The sequence below is a fragment of the Microscilla marina ATCC 23134 genome, assembly GCF_000169175.1.
GTDB lineage: Bacteria > Bacteroidota > Bacteroidia > Cytophagales > Microscillaceae > Microscilla > Microscilla marina.
Genome location: NZ_AAWS01000012.1, coordinates 144,285 through 162,115 on the forward strand (window position 1 = coordinate 144,285; position 17,831 = coordinate 162,115).

Sequence of the window (17,831 nt, forward strand, 5' to 3'; positions counted from 1 at the left end):
GAATCATGTCTATATATGAATAATCATTATTATGACTCATAGAGTAATTTTGATCAAAGGTTTAATGAAGTTGGCACAAATTTAGTAATATTTACTAGCATATAGCGTGGTCTCTTTATATGTATACTTGCATCATACACAAGCCTTATACCAAGTTATTGATTTACGACCATTTGACAGATAAGCATATACTTTCGTATAGAAACTTATTTTTGATTAATATACCATAACATTATACATTAACGTTCACATTTAATCAGGTGTAATCGTTATAATTACAAAGTTAACAGGACTTATTTGTTTGATGAAAGCTTATTCTTATATATTTTGCCTTCTGGCTTTTCTTTTTATTTTCCCACCCAAAATACTAGCTCAACCCCCCGGACAACGTTTAGTAAAAGTCGGAAATAAGGACACATTGTCATATTTTAGTATCAATCACTTCAAGTTTAAAAATGTCAACCGAGTTCCTTATTATTATGACAAAGACAAACTTCTAAAAATCAAAAAGCTATACAAGCGGAAAAACTGGCGCAAAATGTATACTGCCCTAAAAGCCTATGTGTTGCAGTTTGGGGTCAAAAACTTTTATAAAGATACCTACTTACTTTGGCGTTTGGGCAAGTTGTCAGAGCAACTGGGACATATAGAAGAAGCCAAAAGTTTATATCGTTTGGTGTTAAAGCATCACCACAGTGCCCGAAAAAAAGAAATACGACTGTATTACGATTCTTTAAATACTCTTGACAAAGACTATTACTTACCTATAGAGTATTATAAAAACCTTGTAGGAGTTCCTAATAAATTTGTGGATACTATGGACGTGGCAAACGCGAATACTACCAAAATGAATGATAGTATTAACTCGCCTTACAGCGACTACGGACCAAGCATTACCAAAAAGGGTAAAAAATCGATGATGGTTTTTACTTCTAAACGTAAACGTAAGGAATTTTCTTCAGGGAAGGTCACCTTTGACGAAGATTTATACTTTTCGGTGAGGGCTGACTCCTTTTATATCGACAAAGAGAGTGGGGGAATTGATACCATTCCCTGGACGTTGGCAAAGCCCCTAAAAGGCATCAATACAGATGAGTTTAACGAAGGGTCAGCAGTGATGAGCCCAGATGGAAAAACGGTGTTTTTTGTACGTTGTGAAAGTCCGGATGGCTATGGCAATTGCGATATTTTTATGGCAGAAAAACTGGAAGATGGTTCCTATGGCAATATTCAAAACCTAGGCCCTCAGATTAACAGTATTAGCTGGGACTCTCACCCGGCATTGTCACACTCTGGCGATACCTTGTTTTTTGCTTCTGATCGTATAGGGGGCTTTGGCATGTCTGACCTGTACTTTACCTGTAAACGGGGCGATGGTACCTGGGCACCTGCCCAAAATATGGGACCTAATATTAACACTCGCCAAAGTGAAGTAAGTCCATTTTTTCACCCTAGTTTCGATATACTCTATTTTAGTTCTAATGGGCAAATGGTGAACTTTGGTAACTTTGATATATATAAAACTTACAAAATGTATGGGCGATGGACAGAACCACGCAATGTAGGACCATTGGTCAATCATGACCAAAATGAATATTACTTTGCGATTGACCCTAAGTCTGCCTTTATGTTTTTTGCCAAAGCTGATACTATTTTACGCTGGGACCACCTTAAACGGGATTCGGTCAAGGTAGAAGATCTCAATATACACTCTTACCCATTGCCTATGGAGGCACATCCCAACGCTACTATTAGGCTTTCGGGCAGTGTAAAAGACTCTATTTCGGGCAAGGCTTTTTCAGGGATTGTATCTATCATTGATCTGGACAATGGGATAGAAATTGCGCCCAAACGCTTACGTCCTGATGGTTCTTATGATTTTGAATTGATTAAAAATAACAATTACCTGGTAGTGATTACTGGAGAAGATTTTTATCGAATAGAAAAAGAGTTTTTGCTCCGTGGTGATACTGCCATCAAAATATCTACGCCATCTATTAAGTTCCGAAAGTGGAAGTTTACCTCTATTGAGTTTAAAGAAGGAAAAGCAGATGTAATTCCTGATATGGAGGCAGACCTGGACAAATTAGTTATATTACTTGCCGATCACCCCAAGTTAGGTCTTAAGATATCGGGGCACACCGATTCGTCCGGAGACTCTGATGCTAACCTGAAACTATCGCAAAACCGGGCAGATGCGATAAAAAAGTACATAGTGGATAAAGGTAAGTTTGACCCCAAACGAGTCACTGCCATTGGCTATGGTGACACGGTACCTATTATCAAAAGTGAAAAAACCGACGAAGATAAAAAGATAAACCGCAGGGTAGAATTTGAAATTATTACTATAGAGTAACCCCCACATTTTTTAATAATTAGTTCAACTCTTAATATTTGGGATTTACCTAAGATTAGGTTAACTTTTTGTGCATTTTATGCATGAACCAGATGTATATTGAACCTAAGTTGAATTGATTATGAAACAACATTTATTTCTTACTTTTCTTGTCGCGTTATTATTCCAATCGTCTTTGTTTGCCAAAAACCTGGAAGCAATAGCGGTACACCCCAAAGGACAATATTTGGTGACCGGAGGTGAAAACCGAACCTTGTATATAATAAATACAAGTAGCTTAAAGGTGACTAAACGCGTATGGACACACGCCAGAATCAAGCGCCTTGTGTTTAACACAAAAGGCAATCGGCTGATGGTGGTGACCGACGAAAGAGCATTGGTGTGGTATGACACCAAAACCTGGCAGCCTGTACATAAAATAGAGAAAAACGTGTACCGATTGACAGTAGCAGCTCCCCTTGCCAATGTAGCAGTATATCAGGTGCGAAACTTTAGTTTGCCGTCATTTAATCTGGTATCGTTGGACGATGGTAAGGTATTGAAAACTATAGAGCTCAAAGAAAAAATACGAATTTCAAGCTTGGGTTTAAATGCGGAGGGTTCTAAACTGGCGTTATTGACTGCCTCAAGCAAGGATGAATCTGAACCAAAAGAACGTACTCCAAGAGACCTCAAAGGCAAAGAGCGTTATTTGTTTACTCAAAAACATGATGGGCGTAAAACCCAATTGATAGTATACAATATAAAGAGTGGTCAACAGGAGAGAAGCCATACATTGTGGTACAGACCCTTTGGTTCGTCAGGCGAGTTATTCATAGGCGATAAAGACGAAGTATATATTACGAGTTATGCCAATGGACACTTGAAAGTGAGCAAAGATGGTTCGGCAGAGTTTTTTATGTTGCCTAATAGCTATTGTTATGGTAAAGGTTTTAGTGATGATGGAAAAATGTTGGCAGTGGGAGGACTAAGAAAAGGGACAGTGATTCAGCTAAGTTCAATGAAAAGCGTGTTTTTTGAACTTGATAACTTGCCTGGTTTTCCAGAATACTTCTCTGAACTAACAGTGGCCAAGAATGGAAAAGCTTATGCTGTAACTGATGCTTTTCGGGTGATAGAAATAGACAAAAGTGGGAAGGTAAGGGCAGCTCCTGTATACTAAGTATCAGCTTTAGACTGCATAAAAGCCCCTTAACATAGCCAATGTTAAGGGGCTTTTTGATATTGATACCAGGAAAACATATTTTTGAGTTTCTGAAACAAAATTATTTATGATGAGAAAATGGATACTATTAGTTTGTATGGCCATGTTGGCGGGAGTGGCAAAAACTTCTGCTCAACAAGCCCCCGTAGTAGATAAAGATTTTGGTAAGTTTTGGAAGACCTTGCGTACAGCAGTGGTTGGGAAAAACAGGCATGAAGTAATGAAAATGACTCATTTTCCAGTAGAAAACCTGATATGCCATGACATAGAAGCCAAAACTGACGAGGAGTTGCCTAAGTGCTCAAAAGAGAAGTTTAAAAGTTGTTATTACAAAATTTTTTCACGCTGTTTGCGTAAGCAGTTTATCAAAAACCGATTTCCTACCAAGGTAACCCAAGACAAAAAAGGGTACTATAGGTTCAAGGTTTACATGAAATACCGTGTATATGGTAAGCGACAAGGAGAGGGAACCGTTACGTTGGTTTTTAGTAAGATAGGTGGCACCTTCAAAATTATTCGTATTGTATGTGCCGGAATTTGCGGGGGCGATTGCTAATACTCAAGTAAAAAAACTCCTGAAGCATAGCCTCAGGAGTTTAGTCAGCGTATTATTTCACAAATGCTTAACCTTAAAATTTATCACACATTTTACATTACAAAATTTTTACACCTGTTTATTAAATTATTAAGTATCAATACAGCACTAGTGCTCTAGCTTCTAAGTAGGCGCGTAACTACTATATTATAAATGAGTTATCCTTACTTGTAGCACCGATATACATCGGTATCTAAGGACTTATAGCCAATTACACCAATATGCATTAGCATCCTTGCTGCTACTTAAAATCTTTTATTTCTTCTTTTTTCCGCTCAAATCAAATGTAAGCGAAAAACGTAAAGTTTCAGCCAAGGGGTTGGCTTGGTCGGTGGCAAGCAAATAAGCCACATCTAAACCAAATTGAGTATACTTTACCCCAGCTCCTACCGAAAAATACTTACGATTTCCTTTATCTGCACTTTCGCTAAAATAGCCAGCACGAGCGGCAAAAGCATTGCGGTACCAGTATTCTACTCCAGTAGACCAAATCACTTCTTTTAACTCTTCTGAAAATCCGTCAGGCGCATCGCCAAATGAGCCAAACATTCCATTTAATAAAGTCTTGTCGCGAGGGCTGGTACCTTTGATAATATTGCCTTGAGCATCAGTTTGAGGAGGGGTAGGCACCATTAGTTTGTTGAAATCGACAGCCCAGGTAATTTTTTGGTGTTCGTCAATGTCTACTGTGAAGGCTGTTCCAAAACGTAAATTGGTAGGAATAAAGTCGCGGTTGTTTTGATCGGTATAACTTACCTTAGGACCTATGTTAGAGATGTTTGCCCCTAAATTCCATTTAACTTCTTTGCCTGCAATGTAGATGGGCTTGGTGTAAAACACTGCAATGTCGGCAGCTACAGTATTTACCGGTTTACTTACTTCTTGGTTGCTTAGAGTGATGCCCCCTGTGACATTAGAGTGGATATAACGCCCTGAAACTGCTACGCCTAAATTTTCTGACAACTTACGTGAATAGGTCAAAGTAGCAGCAAACTCGCGTGGTACAAAGTTACCCGTAATATTTCCTTCGGTATTGGTAAAAGTAATATCACCCAGGTTAAAATAACGGACACCTAAACCAACGGCTTGTTTATCGTCGAGCTTGTAGTGCCCTGCCAAATAAGATATAGACATATCATTTACCAACTTACTAAGCCACGGAGTGAATGAAAGGGAGGCGCCAATTTTTGAATCATTAAAAGCTAATTTGGCTGGGTTCCAATATATATCGTTAGACGTAGGCGAAGTAGCTACCCCTACATCTCCCAGGCCAGCTGCACGGGCATCAGGGGTAATGCTTAAAAACGATAATGTAGTAGATACTGGGCGACTGTTAGACGATTGTCCCTGCAAACTTTGTGTGAATCCCAGTTGGGTAAACGCGGTGAGTAAAATGGTGAAGATAAAAACGGTTATTTTTTTCATTGCTCTAGTGTTTGTAAAATAATAATAAGTGTAACTGCTTATAACTTTATGAAAGCAGGCAGCGTATAAGTGGCTGGTTTCTGATTGGGTAATACTGGAAATGTGAGAAAAAAATGGAGAAACCCAAGCTCATAAAGTCATAATGCTTGTGGTAAATTACTTGTTTTTATGTGTAATAATCTTATTATCAGTGGTTTATAAATTTATTTTTAATTATAGTGTTTTTTGAAAAAACATCGAGTAATCTTAAACCTCAGAAGAGAGAGCGAGTACAAGCTTGCTTGCATAACTTTGCCTTTGGCAACAAACAAACATTATCAATGTTTTGATTTGGTGGTGAATAGTAATAGATTGGATAAGATACCTACCTGGGGTAGAAGTAAGCAATGTTTTAATATATACACTAATACATGAAAACAGTTATAGGGCGATACGATAAAGCTGACTTTCCGGAGTTAATGCTTGAGAACTTGAGTGTAAAAACAGATACAGGAGCTTATACTTCCAGCATTCACTGTCATGACATTCAGGAAATAGAAGCAGAAGGGGAGGCTTATATTGAATTCTACTTATTAGACCCATCTCATCCTAAGTATGTACATAAAAAGTTTAAGACCAAACAGTATGAGAGAAAGGTAATTAAGAGCTCTTTTGGAGAATCAGAGGAGCGTTATATTATTTCTACAATCATCATCATGTTTGGGCAAGAGCATCCTGTAGAGCTTTCACTGAGCGAGCGTAGTAATATGAAGTATCCGGTTTTGTTAGGGAGAAAATTCCTTAATAAAAAATTTGTGGTAGATACCTCGGTGAAAAACGTATCCTTTCGACAAAAGCAACAAACCGCCAAGAAAAAGGAATGAGTAAACGTATGTTTAAAGTTTGTCTTTGGGAGTAAAAATAGTGAGATTAGCCTCTAAATTATGGTTTTAAACATATCCTAAAGGATATTAAGCCTTTTATATAAGACAGCAAGCAAAAGAGACCTATGAAATTAGTAATATTATCACGAAACCCAAAGTTGTATTCTACCCAAAGACTGGTAGAGGCTGGCGAAAAACGGGGGCATGAAGTACTGGTGGTAGATCATTTGAAATGCATTATCGAGATAGAAAAAAAGAACCCTAAAATATTTTACAAAGGGGCTTATCTGGATGATATAGACGCAGTTATTCCACGGATAGGAGCTTCTGTTACTTTTTATGGCACCTCAGTGGTACGCCAGTTTGAAATGATGAAAGTGTTTACTGCAGTAGAATCGCAGGCGTTGGTGCGCTCAAGAGATAAACTGCGCAGCCTACAGGTGCTCGCAAGAGCAGGCGTAGGGCTACCCAGAACAGTATTTACAAACTACACCAAAGATGTACACCACGTGATAGAGTCGGTAGGGGGAGCACCTTTGGTATTGAAACTCTTGGAAGGTACTCAAGGCTTGGGAGTAGTACTTGCCGAAACCAAGAATGCAGCAACCTCGGTAATAGAAGCTTTCAATGGTTTGAAAGCAAGAGTGATAGCTCAGGAGTTTATCAAAGAAGCCGGAGGTGCCGATATTCGCGCTTTTGTGGTAGACGGTGTGGTGGTAGGCGCCATGCGACGACAAGGTAAAGAAGGCGAGTTCCGTTCAAATCTGCATCGGGGTGGATCGGCAACTTTGATTCAATTGTCGGACGAAGAAGAAAACACAGCGCTAAAAGCCGCCAAAGCAATGGGCTTGGGGGTGGCCGGAGTAGATATGTTACAAGCAAGCAGTGGTCCATTGGTGCTGGAGGTTAACTCTTCGCCAGGGTTAGAGGGCATAGAGGAAGCCACAGGCAAAGATGTTGCGAAAGAAATCATAAGGTATATCGAAAGAAATGTCTGACAAACCATTTGTTATTCTGGGGAAAGAAGTAAAAAAAGGTGAACGCGCTTTTTTAGAGCTGGATGTAGCTAAGTTACATACCCGAAGTAGTCTTAAAATTTCTATCATTGTAGAACGAGCCAAGCAAGATGGCCCCACGTTGTTATTGATGGGAGGCGTGCATGGCGACGAAGTAAATGGCGTAGCAATCGTGCGCGATATTATTCGGAAAAAGTATAACAAGCCTACTAAAGGCACTGTGATATGTATTCCTGTACTCAATGTTTTTGGTTATTTGAACCAAACCAGAGAGTTTCCCGATGGTCGTGATTTAAATAGAGTTTTTCCTGGGTCGTCTAGTGGATCGCTTGCCAGCCAGTTTGCCCATCGTTTTACCAAAGACATCGCCCCATTGGTCGACTATGTGATAGACTTTCACGCAGGAGGATCAGCACGGGAAAATTTCCCTAATGTAAGAGGAGACTTAGGAAACGAAAAAATGTTTGAACTTGCCAAAGTGTTTGGTGCTCCTTTTATTTTGCATTCCAGATGTATTGCCAAGTCGTTGCGGGAAACTTTGACCAAAATGGGCAAAACGGTGATATTGTATGAGGGAGGTAAATCAAAACACCTCGATCAATTTATCATTAGTCACGGAGTAAATGGTGCTTTGAATATTATGACTTATCTGGGGATGCGAGACGATGCCCCCACAAGTAGTGTACATCCCGTGATTATCAAAAAGTCTAAATGGATACGTGCCCCCTTTTCTGGAATGTTTCAACCTTTGGTTGCTAACGGAAGTAAAGTGGCCAAAAAAACGCTTTTGGGTAGAATTACAGATCCTTATGGTGAGTTTGAAAAGAAGGTGTTTGCTCCACTTGATGGCCATATTTTTAATGTAAATATGGCTGCAATTGTCAATAAGGGAGATGCCCTGTTTCACATAAGTGTCGAGATTTTTGAATAAACAACAAAGCATTGAACCCCATAGCTCAAAACTATGGGGTTTTTATTTTTTACACCTGCATTCCGTCACCAATGCTTTCTCTAAATAGTGCATTCAAGGGTTCCCAATCGGGGGTGAGTTTCTCGAACTTCTGAGCCGCAATTTCACACTTTTTAAGCCCCCCTTTGATAAACTCGTGTACATAAAGTTCCGGAGCTATAGTTTCCCCTTCTTTGGCCTTGGCTTTTTGCTCTAGTAAATCCTGAATAATACTGATCAGTTGTTCGTCTTCTATGAGTGGCAACAGTTTGTAAAACTGTAGTGGAGGAATACTTTGGTATTGAGCAATCCAGCAAGCTGATAATACAGTGCGTAAAGCATAAAAATACTTTTTAAGTTTTACTTCAGGTTCTTGTAAAGCACTTTCAAAAGTGTTGCGGGCAATGCCCAGATAATGATGGATGGCTGCTCTGGGTGAAAAGTACTGAGGGGCAATGGCTCTCAAACGCTCAACAAAATCGGTTTTTTGTAGGTACAAAGTGTCCGATTGCATCCACTCATAAGGAGATACATTTGATTTACCAAACAAGTGCAAAGCTTTGCGTATTTCCCACCCATTGAAGTCAAGATCTTTGGTAACAAACAGGTTAATATTATCGTCAGGGGGGTGAATAGACAAGTACTTATCTCGTGAATGGCGATAAAAAAAACGGACATCATAATCACTGTCAGGAGATGGAAAACCCCAGGCACGGCTGCCTGACTCACAAGCATAGAGAATTTCTATATTTTGTGACTCTTCCAATTTGGCGAGTTCATTTTGAATAGTCGTGTGCATTTCCTTGTTATTTATAGTCGATAATTAAATTGTGATGTCTATTGCCTTGGTTTACATTAGCAGACAGACTAAGCTCCCTTGGTATAGTGTAAGGCTTTGTACTACAATACCTGTTTAATTACTCTACCCATTTTTTTGTGGGGACACAAATCAAGGAGTAAGTAAGGGAATGTTTAACATAACTAATATAATCAATCTGAAACGAATCTTTTAGCTTTTCGGTTTTTACTTTTAACTTGCCTTTAGTTAGCTGACAGGTTTTAGGCAAGAAGCCACAAGTTAGTTTAAGTTTTACCCTTAAATACTTGGAGCTATTCACAAGAACACACATAACTAAATACACATTTATGAAATTTGGGACTAAAGCCATACACGCGGGAGTTGAGCCAGAACCAACCACTGGTGCTATTATGACCCCTATTTTTCAAACTTCTACTTATGTACAGGAAGGTTTGGGCAAACCCCGCCAGGGTTATGAATATTCGCGTACTAAGAATCCTACCCGCACTCCTTTGGAATCCAACCTTGCAGCCCTCGAAAACGGTAAACATGGGCTTTGCTTTGCTTCAGGTATGTCGGCTACTGATGCTGTTATGAAGACTTTAAAGCCTGGTGATGAGATTATTGCTTGCAACGATATATATGGAGGTACTTACCGTTTGATAACCAAAGTGTATGAGCCTTTAGGTCTCAAGCCTAAGTTTGTAGCCATGGGTGACCTTGCCAATGTAGAAGCGGCTATTACCAGCAACACCAAGCTTATTTGGGCAGAAACGCCTACAAACCCTCTATTGAGCATTATAGATATTGCGGAGCTGGCTAAAGTTGCTAAAAAACACAATGTATTACTTTGTGTAGACAATACTTTTGCTACCCCTTACTTACAAAACCCGCTCGACCTGGGTGCTGACCTGGTGATGCACTCGGCTACTAAATATTTAGGGGGACACTCTGATGTAGTGATGGGAGCATTAGTGACCAGTTCAGACGAGTTGCATGAACAGCTGGCGTTTATCCAAAACTCTTGTGGTGCCGTACCCAGTCCTAACGATTGTTTTTTAATGTTGCGTGGTATCAAAACCTTGCATATTCGTATGGATCGCCATGAACTGAATGGCAAAGCTGTAGCAGAGTTTTTAAACAATCATGATAAAGTAGATAAAGTATACTGGATTGGCTTGCCTAGCCATAAAGGACACGACATAGTAAAGAAACAAATGCGTGGTTTTGGTGGAATGGTATCGTTTACCCTGAAAGGCAATAGCATGGACGAAGCTAAGCAGTTGATGGAAAGTCTCAAGGTATTTGCTTTGGGCGAGTCTTTGGGAGGAGTAGAATCGCTTTGTACACACCCTGCTACTATGACCCACGCCAGTATTCCAGAAGAAGAGCGTGAAGCCCGCGGTTTGAAACAAACCCTGATTCGCTTAAGTGTAGGTATAGAAGATGCCGATGACTTGGTAGAAGATTTGCGTCAGGCTATCGAGACCATCACTCGTGTAACAGCTTAAAAAAACTAACTATAAATCCCCTGACAAGTCAATCGTCAGGGGATTTATAGTTTTAAGCCCACTTAATAAACATCTTGATAAATTTGCGTACCCGGTCGGTATAAGGAGGGTAAATTAGCTTGATGCCAGTAAACCCCACCCTTTGTTTGAGTAGTGCTCTTTCGTTCGAGAAAGCTTCAAAGCCATAGTAGCCATGTGTTTTGCCAATGCCACTATTATTTACTCCACCAAAAGGCAGGTGAGGGTTGACAATATGTAGCATTGTATCGTTGATGGTAGTTCCTCCGGCAGTAGTATTATTTATGATAAACTGTTGGTTGCGCTTATTTTTGCTAAAAATATATAAAGCAAGCGGTTTTGCTTTGCTATTGATCAGGTCAGTGGCTTCTTGTAGATTTTTAAAAGGTACAATTGGCAGCACTGGCCCAAAAATCTCTTCTTGCATTACCTCCATTTCAGGGGCAACGTTTTCGAGCAGGGTAGGAGCTATATAGTGTTGGCTGGCGTCCATATCACCCCCTTCGCTTATTTGTGCTCCTTTGTCTACAGCATCGTCTATCAACTGTTTTACTCGGGTAAAGTGTCGTTCGTTGACAATGCGGGTGAGGTCAGGACTTTCTTTCACGTTTTCGCCATAAAACTGGTGTATCTTGTCTTTCATTCTACTTATCAGTGCCTCTTTTACCGACTCGTGCACCAATACATAGTCAGGAGCAATACAGGTTTGCCCACAGTTCATAAACTTTCCATATACAATTTTTTCTGCGGCATCGTCTACATTGGTAGTGTCATCTACAATGGTAGGTGATTTTCCCCCCAATTCGAGCGTTACTGGAGTCAGGTGTTCCGACGCTGCTTTCATAATGATTTTGCCCAAGGCTGGGCTTCCCGTAAAAAATATATGATCGAACCTTTTCTTGAGCAGGTGTTGGGCTACATTTGCGTCTCCCTCAAAAACAGCGACCTCATTTTCATTGAAGACCTGCCTTATCAGCTTTTTCATAAAAGCCGATGTGTGTGGTGTCATCTCTGAGGGCTTAAGTATGGCGGCATTACCTGCTGCTATAGCATACACCAATGGATCAATGGTTAACTGAAAAGGGTAGTTCCAGGGGGCAATGATCAACGCAACACCTTTGGGTTCTTTGATAATGCGTGAACTGGTGCCTAGGAGTGCTTTTGGGGTAGCTACTTTTTTGGGGCGCATCCATCTTTTGAGCTTACCACAAACGTGATCTATAGCTTTATATACCACAAATATTTCGGTAACATCTACTTCTTCGGCCGACTTACGAAAGTCGTTGTAAATGGCTTGTCGTAGTTCAGTGGCGTTGTCTTGAATGGCTTTTTTCAACGCTTTAAGTTTAGTAATACGTTGACTGACAGTGGTGGCTTTTAATGCTTGAGCGTTTCTTTGCTGTGCTTCAAAAACCTGGTCGATGTGCTCAAATGTGGAAGGAGCTTGAAGAGTATCAATAGTTGTATTCATTTTATTTTGATTTTTGAGCTTTAAGTAGAAAGTTGTATTTTACAAATATAGTAAATATAGCAGATAATTTTTTGTGATTCCCGTTATTGGAAATAATAGGGCTGTTTTTGTGAGTCCGAAGCCATACGTAAGTTTCGGGTGCTTGCCATAAATAACAAACTGAAAGAGTAATTTGTTTGCTTAACAATTACATAATATTAGAGTGCGTTAAACTTCATTAGAGGGACTTCCGTATGATAATTTAGTATTAGTATTAATTTATTATTAAATTTATGTTAATATAGATTAATGTGCTTAATTAAATACCCGGAACTATGAAAAAGATAATAATTACTATTGTTACCTGGGGATTGTTGGGAGGAATGACCGGATTTACTCAAAGCAAACAATACCTCAAGCGTCGGATTACTCAACTTATTCAAAACCCTGTTGTATCAACCCATCACATACATCAACAGCTGGAGGGTTACATAAAATACCTGGCAACCAAGCGTACACGTTATAAAAATGAGCGTAAATTTTTAAAGTATTTGTTTTTTAGTACGCACAAAAAGTTTCTAAAAAAATATGAAATGTATCAAAATTTTTCAGAAATTTTTAGCGAAGAGCAAAAATACAACTGTGTATCAGGTACTACTTTATACGCCCTTATCTTACAAGAGTTAGGTTATCAGTATTCTATCAGAGAAACGGCTTTTCATGTATACCTGATAGTACATACCCCAAATTACCCCAAAATTTTGTTTGATTCTACCGACCCACACCACGGTTTTTTGTACAATCCATACGTAGTTCGTAAAAGAGAACGTCATTACACTAAAAATAATCAACATAAGTTTAATCAGGAAATCACCTTGTCTCAATTGATTGGCTTACAGTACTATAACCAGGGAGTACATCATTTTAATAAAAAAATATTTGGTAAAGCGCTGGTCAAACTATCTAAAGCATACCAACATTACCCCTCTAGCCGTATAAAGGCATTGCAGGAACTTGCCCAAAGCTTTTACAAATCGACATTGGCCGAACGCTAATCAATAGTTACAGGTTATAATATGCCCATGTGTTGCAATTAGGATGAGTTTTTGCTAATATGGTAAAAGGCATAAAAACCATTGTAATGAATGAATAAGGTTTGGGTATATTGTATATTTTTATTGTTGTTTGTGATGGGGTGTCAAAAGGCAGAAAAGCGCCCAAAGGCAGTCAAAGGTTACTTAGACTTGCGTCAATGGTCGTTTGACCAGCAACCTGAAATTTCTCTCAATGGACAATGGGAGTTTTTTTGGCAAAAGTATTACCTTCCTGACCAGAATCCCTCTGTAACGCCTGCCTATGTAAAAGTACCCTCAGCCTGGACTAAGTATACGATTGACCAACACCCACTTCCTGACAAAGGTTTTGCTACTTATCGCCTGAGGGTTATCCTTGATACTTCTCAAGTAAATCAACCATTGGCAATCAACGTCAGAATAATTCAGACTGCTTACCATTTATATGTACAAGGCAAGTATTTGGGTGGAAGTGGTATCCCTGCCACTTCTGCCCAAGCTACTCACCCTGAACTTCACGCCCGGGTATATACCTTCGAGCCTCGGTCTGATACGGTAGAAGTGCTCTTACATGTCGCATGTTTTCATAACAACTCAGGTGGATTGTCGCGTGCTATTGAGTTAGGCAGAACCGATTACCTCACGCAAAACTTTCAGTACAGCATATACGTAGATTTTTTGCTGATGGGAAGCTTGTTCATTATTGCTTTGTATCACTTTAGTCTGTATTACTTTCGTCGTCAAAATCTTGCTCCCATTTATTTTGGTCTCTTCTGTTTAATTGTAGCCTTACGCTTACTTGCCTTGAGCGCTTTTAATGTGTCAGCTCATTTGAGCTGGGTTACATACGAATACATCCAAAAAGCCTCTTATTTGACTTATTATGTAGGCACTTTCACATTTTTATTGTTTATCCGAAGTCTCTTTACTGAGGAGTTTAAGCGTGTGGTCATAAAAATAGCGACAGTGGTAGTAGTACCACTTACTGCCTTGGTAGTGTTGAGCCATAATTACATTTATAATAAAACTTTACCTTATTATCAGCTTTTTTCTCTGCTAGTCATTCTCTATGTTTTTTATGTGTTAACATTGGCGGCTATTCGCAAAAAAAGTGGTGCTCGTACTTTTCTACTAGGGTTTGTTGCCATTGCGGTGACGATTGTAAATGATATTTTACATGCCAACCACACCATTGACACAGCACACTATGCCCCTTGGGGATTATTTATATTTGTATTGGCACAAGCCGTAGTATTGTCTGGGCGTTTTTCCAAGGCTTTTATCAGGGCAGAAGACCTCACCTTTGAACTCAATGACTTGAACCAAAGCCTGGAACAGAAAGTGAAAGATAGGACACAATCACTTGATAACACCAGAGGAGAACTTCAGCGCAAAAACGATAACATTACCGCAAGCATTAACTATGCACAAAGAATTCAGAACGCCATGCTGCCTCGTTGGGCAAAGGTGCAGGAAGATCTTCCAGAGAGTTTTTTAATGTTTCATCCCAAAGACCTTGTATCAGGTGATTTTTACTGGTTTGCCAAAACACCTCCCGAACCTCTCTATAAAGAGACCATGACCTTTGATGGAGTACACCGGGTTTTTAAAGGACTTACCAACGAAAAGCTCATTTTAGCTGCGGTGGACTGTACCGGACATGGGGTGCCTGGGGCTTTTATGAGCTTGATTGGAAACAATCTGCTTAACCAGATTATTCTTGAGCAAAAAATAGTGGCTGCGGATGTTGTTTTGCATGAATTGAATGTGCACGTAAAACAATCGTTGAAACAGAATGAGACCCATAACAGGGATGGAATGGACATAACACTGGTGGTGATTGACCAACAACAGAAAACCATGGACTTTGCCGGAGCCCAAAACCCACTTTATTGTATCCAAAATGAAGAACTAAAGGTAATCAAGGGTACAAAATCATCTATTGGAGGTAGGCATCATAACAGTGACGTATTGTATGACAGTTGTCGCATAAGCATTGATCATCCCACTACTTTTTATATGGCTTCAGATGGCTTTCAAGACCAGTTTGGGGGCAAAGACAATAAGAAGTTTATGGTACGTCGTTTCCGAAAATTATTGTATGAAATACACCGAAAGCCTATGCCTGAGCAGAAAGAAATCCTGGAACAAACGTTGAGCGAATGGATGCAGGGCGAGTACGAACAGATAGATGATATATTGGTGATAGGAGTAAAACTGAGTTGATAAATTGCCTTAAAATGTATAATTTAGGTTTTGCTAAACCATAAATTATGCCTGTGCACTATCTGAAATACTGCTTGTTTTATTGGTTATTTTTAGGAATACCAAGCTTGGTGCTGGCTCAGGAAACAGTGGTTATACCAGATAGTTTGGCAAAGTTGCCCGTGTACAATGGAGGTCGCTTTCATGACGTAGCCAGGCAACTTCATATCTTACGCGACAAATCTCAACAGCTAACTTACCCGCAGATAAAGCAGTTTTCTTCTAAGTTTATTGCCAACAATACCCACCAACAGCCACTTGAACACTTTGAGAGTTGCTGGGCAAAAATCACCTTACAATCTCCCATTACTCAAGACTACTTTTTGTATTTTCCCTCTTCATTTGACATAGATGTGTATGTCGAGTACCCAAAAGGCAAAGTTGTATTCAAAAAGACCGGTTATCATTTGCACCCTTCACAAAAAGATGTAAAAAACTACCGAAAACATTTTGTAAGAGTACAACTTAATGCCCAGCGAGCAACTACCTTATACATTCACTATAAAATGGGCTATCGTTCATTTTTTAATGCCGAGGTGTTGCTTTCCCTACACCCGGCAAAAGTGTACGAAACTTCGGGCTACGTGTTAAACATAGTAAAATTACACGAAGTATTTATTTACATCTGGGTAGTTTTGATGGTATACAATGGATTACTTTTTCTGATAATCAAAGAACGTTTATACCTCATCTATACCTTTTATATATTTACCTGGCTTGGCTTTAGTGATACCTCGTTTCATGTATTATCTCTTTATTTTACCAAGGCATACCTGGTGCCTGTCTGGATCATATTTGTGTTTTTATACTGTTCCAGCTTTGTGGTGTTTTTACAGCATTACCTTAAGGTAAAAGAACATTTGCCCCGCTTTGCCCGCATCAACCGTTTATTGTTGGTGTTTTTTTGCTGGGTTTTATTTTATGGGCTAATTGACTTTCTGCTTACTTATCAGTGGGTGCCTGTGTCTGCATTTACCAAAACCTTGTACACCTATGTAATTGATATTTGCTTCGTTTTTATACTTATCTCTACCCTCATTCCTTTGTTGTTTTTTTTGCAGGCAGTGATCATTTACCGCAAAGGATACAAACCTGCCAGCTGGTATATAGCAGGGAGTTTTATACTCTTATTCAGTGTGTCAGGGTACTATATCATCAACTATATTTTTAAGTTCAACAACAATGAATTATTTGTAAATAATGTGTTTCGAGTAGGGCAACAAATAGGGTTTACCCTTGAAATGATGATTTTTTCGATAGGCATTGGGTATCGCTATAACAGCACCCAGAAAGCAAAGCAAGAGTTGTTGCAAAACCAAAACCAACTGTTGGAAGAGCAAGTGAGCCTGCATACTCAACAACTGACTAAAGCCAACTATGAAATTACCCGACAGCGTGATCACCTTAAGCAGAAAAATAAGGACATCATGGATAGTATCAACTATGCCCGTTATATCCAGCAAGCCTTTTTGCCCCAAAAAACTGCCATTCAGGCATTGCTCCCAGAGAGCTTTATATTTTTTAAACCCAAAGAGGTGGTTTCAGGCGATTTTTACTGGTTTGCCAAAATTAACCGCAGAGCACAGTTGGTGAGAAATAAAATGTACCAAGGTGCTGACTACCAGCGTAGTAAAATACAGTATGATAACTCAAAAGTTGTAATTGTTGCCGCCGATTGTACCGGGCACGGAGTAGCGGGAGCCTTGATGAGTATGGTAGGCAATGATGCGCTGAATAAAATTGTCCTTGACCGGGGAATTGTAGAGGCCGATAAAATTTTGAATCTACTCAACTTTAATATTTTACAGTTAATCTATAATCAAGAAGCCAGAAGTGGTGTAGGCATGGATGTTTCGCTGGCTGTGATAGACCAAACCGCCAAAACTATAGAGTTTGCTGGGGCGCTTAGCTCTTTAGTGGTGATACAAAACGGTGAGCTAAGGAGCATCAAAGGGGATATTTTTCCGGTGGGTGGGATAGGTGGAGTAGCAAGGCGTTTTTCAAAACATGTGGTAGATGTTTCGGTACCCACTACGCTTTACCTGTTTTCTGATGGTTTTAGAGATCAGTTTGGAGGAGAGGCTGGCAAAAAGTTTAGCACCAAACGTTTTTATAAGCTACTTCATAGCATACATACCGAGCCTATGCCTCGTCAGGAAGCCATTTTAAAAGACACGATCCAGCAATGGATGGGTGGACACGATCAACTGGACGATATGCTGGTCATGGGGATTAGGGTGGTGTAAACTTGTTATCTAAGTTTTTTGTATAATGAATAAGTGTTATATTATAACCATAAAAAAAATG

13 protein-coding genes are annotated in these 17,831 nt (G+C 39.5%); 10 read left to right on the forward strand and 3 right to left on the reverse strand.

Going from position 1 to position 17,831, the window contains the following annotated elements; all coding sequences use genetic code 11:
* Window positions 1-418: 418 nt before the first annotated feature.
* The 3 genes from M23134_RS13155 (at window position 419) to M23134_RS13165 (ending at window position 4,116) form a co-directional block, all read left to right on the forward strand.
* On the forward strand, window positions 419-2,356 hold the full coding sequence (locus tag M23134_RS13155; RefSeq protein WP_002696819.1) for an OmpA family protein: 1,938 nt from the start codon (window positions 419-421) through the stop codon (window positions 2,354-2,356).
* Window positions 2,357-2,477: 121 nt separating this feature from the next.
* A complete protein-coding gene (locus M23134_RS13160) occupies window positions 2,478-3,518 on the forward strand; it encodes a WD40 repeat domain-containing protein (protein ID WP_045113514.1) in 1,041 nt (346 codons plus the stop codon).
* A 109-nt stretch (window positions 3,519-3,627) separates the two neighbouring features.
* Window positions 3,628-4,116, forward strand: a complete 489-nt coding sequence (locus M23134_RS13165; protein ID WP_157558471.1) for a hypothetical protein — start codon at window positions 3,628-3,630, stop codon at window positions 4,114-4,116.
* 294 nt (window positions 4,117-4,410) lie between these two features.
* Here the strand turns inward: M23134_RS13165 and porV are convergent, their stop codons facing one another.
* Entirely contained in the window at window positions 4,411-5,580 is a 1,170-nt protein-coding gene (gene porV / locus M23134_RS13170) for a type IX secretion system outer membrane channel protein PorV (protein ID WP_002696822.1), read from the reverse strand.
* Between the two features lie 410 nt (window positions 5,581-5,990).
* On the opposite strand from porV, the gene M23134_RS13175 reads away from it, so the two are divergent.
* The 3 genes from M23134_RS13175 to M23134_RS13185 all read left to right on the forward strand — a co-directional run bounded on the left by M23134_RS13175 (window position 5,991) and on the right by M23134_RS13185 (window position 8,390).
* Entirely contained in the window at window positions 5,991-6,443 is a 453-nt protein-coding gene (locus M23134_RS13175; RefSeq protein ID WP_002696823.1) for an ATP-dependent zinc protease family protein, read from the forward strand.
* A 125-nt stretch (window positions 6,444-6,568) separates the two neighbouring features.
* Window positions 6,569-7,441 (forward strand): 30S ribosomal protein S6--L-glutamate ligase, encoded by an 873-nt coding sequence (gene rimK / locus M23134_RS13180; protein WP_002696824.1) that lies wholly within the window; start codon window positions 6,569-6,571, stop codon window positions 7,439-7,441.
* Complete coding sequence (locus tag M23134_RS13185; protein WP_002696825.1) at window positions 7,434-8,390, forward strand: succinylglutamate desuccinylase/aspartoacylase family protein; 957 nt, start codon at window positions 7,434-7,436, stop codon at window positions 8,388-8,390. The genes rimK and M23134_RS13185 overlap by 8 nt, the downstream gene beginning before the upstream one ends.
* A gap of 49 nt (window positions 8,391-8,439) precedes the next feature.
* On the opposite strand, the gene M23134_RS13190 is transcribed toward M23134_RS13185, so the two are convergent.
* Window positions 8,440-9,207: a nucleotidyltransferase domain-containing protein gene (locus M23134_RS13190; RefSeq protein WP_002696826.1), complete on the reverse strand. Its 768-nt coding sequence runs from the start codon at window positions 9,205-9,207 to the stop codon at window positions 8,440-8,442.
* Between the two features lie 329 nt (window positions 9,208-9,536).
* Between M23134_RS13190 and M23134_RS13195 the strand changes: the two genes are divergently transcribed.
* Window positions 9,537-10,718, forward strand: coding sequence for a cystathionine gamma-synthase (locus tag M23134_RS13195; RefSeq protein WP_262492906.1), 1,182 nt, complete (start codon window positions 9,537-9,539; stop codon window positions 10,716-10,718).
* Between the two features lie 52 nt (window positions 10,719-10,770).
* Here the strand turns inward: M23134_RS13195 and M23134_RS13200 are convergent, their stop codons facing one another.
* Entirely contained in the window at window positions 10,771-12,207 is a 1,437-nt protein-coding gene (locus tag M23134_RS13200) for an aldehyde dehydrogenase family protein (protein WP_002696835.1), read from the reverse strand.
* Between the two features lie 314 nt (window positions 12,208-12,521).
* On the opposite strand from M23134_RS13200, the gene M23134_RS13205 reads away from it, so the two are divergent.
* From M23134_RS13205 to M23134_RS13215, 3 genes are all read left to right on the forward strand, one after another.
* Complete coding sequence (locus M23134_RS13205; RefSeq protein WP_002696837.1) at window positions 12,522-13,241, forward strand: hypothetical protein; 720 nt, start codon at window positions 12,522-12,524, stop codon at window positions 13,239-13,241.
* Between the two features lie 90 nt (window positions 13,242-13,331).
* Window positions 13,332-15,485, forward strand: coding sequence for a 7TM diverse intracellular signaling domain-containing protein (locus tag M23134_RS13210; RefSeq protein ID WP_002696838.1), 2,154 nt, complete (start codon window positions 13,332-13,334; stop codon window positions 15,483-15,485).
* 47 nt (window positions 15,486-15,532) lie between these two features.
* Window positions 15,533-17,770, forward strand: coding sequence for a SpoIIE family protein phosphatase (locus tag M23134_RS13215; protein WP_002696839.1), 2,238 nt, complete (start codon window positions 15,533-15,535; stop codon window positions 17,768-17,770).
* The last annotated feature ends 61 nt before the right edge of the window (window positions 17,771-17,831 follow it).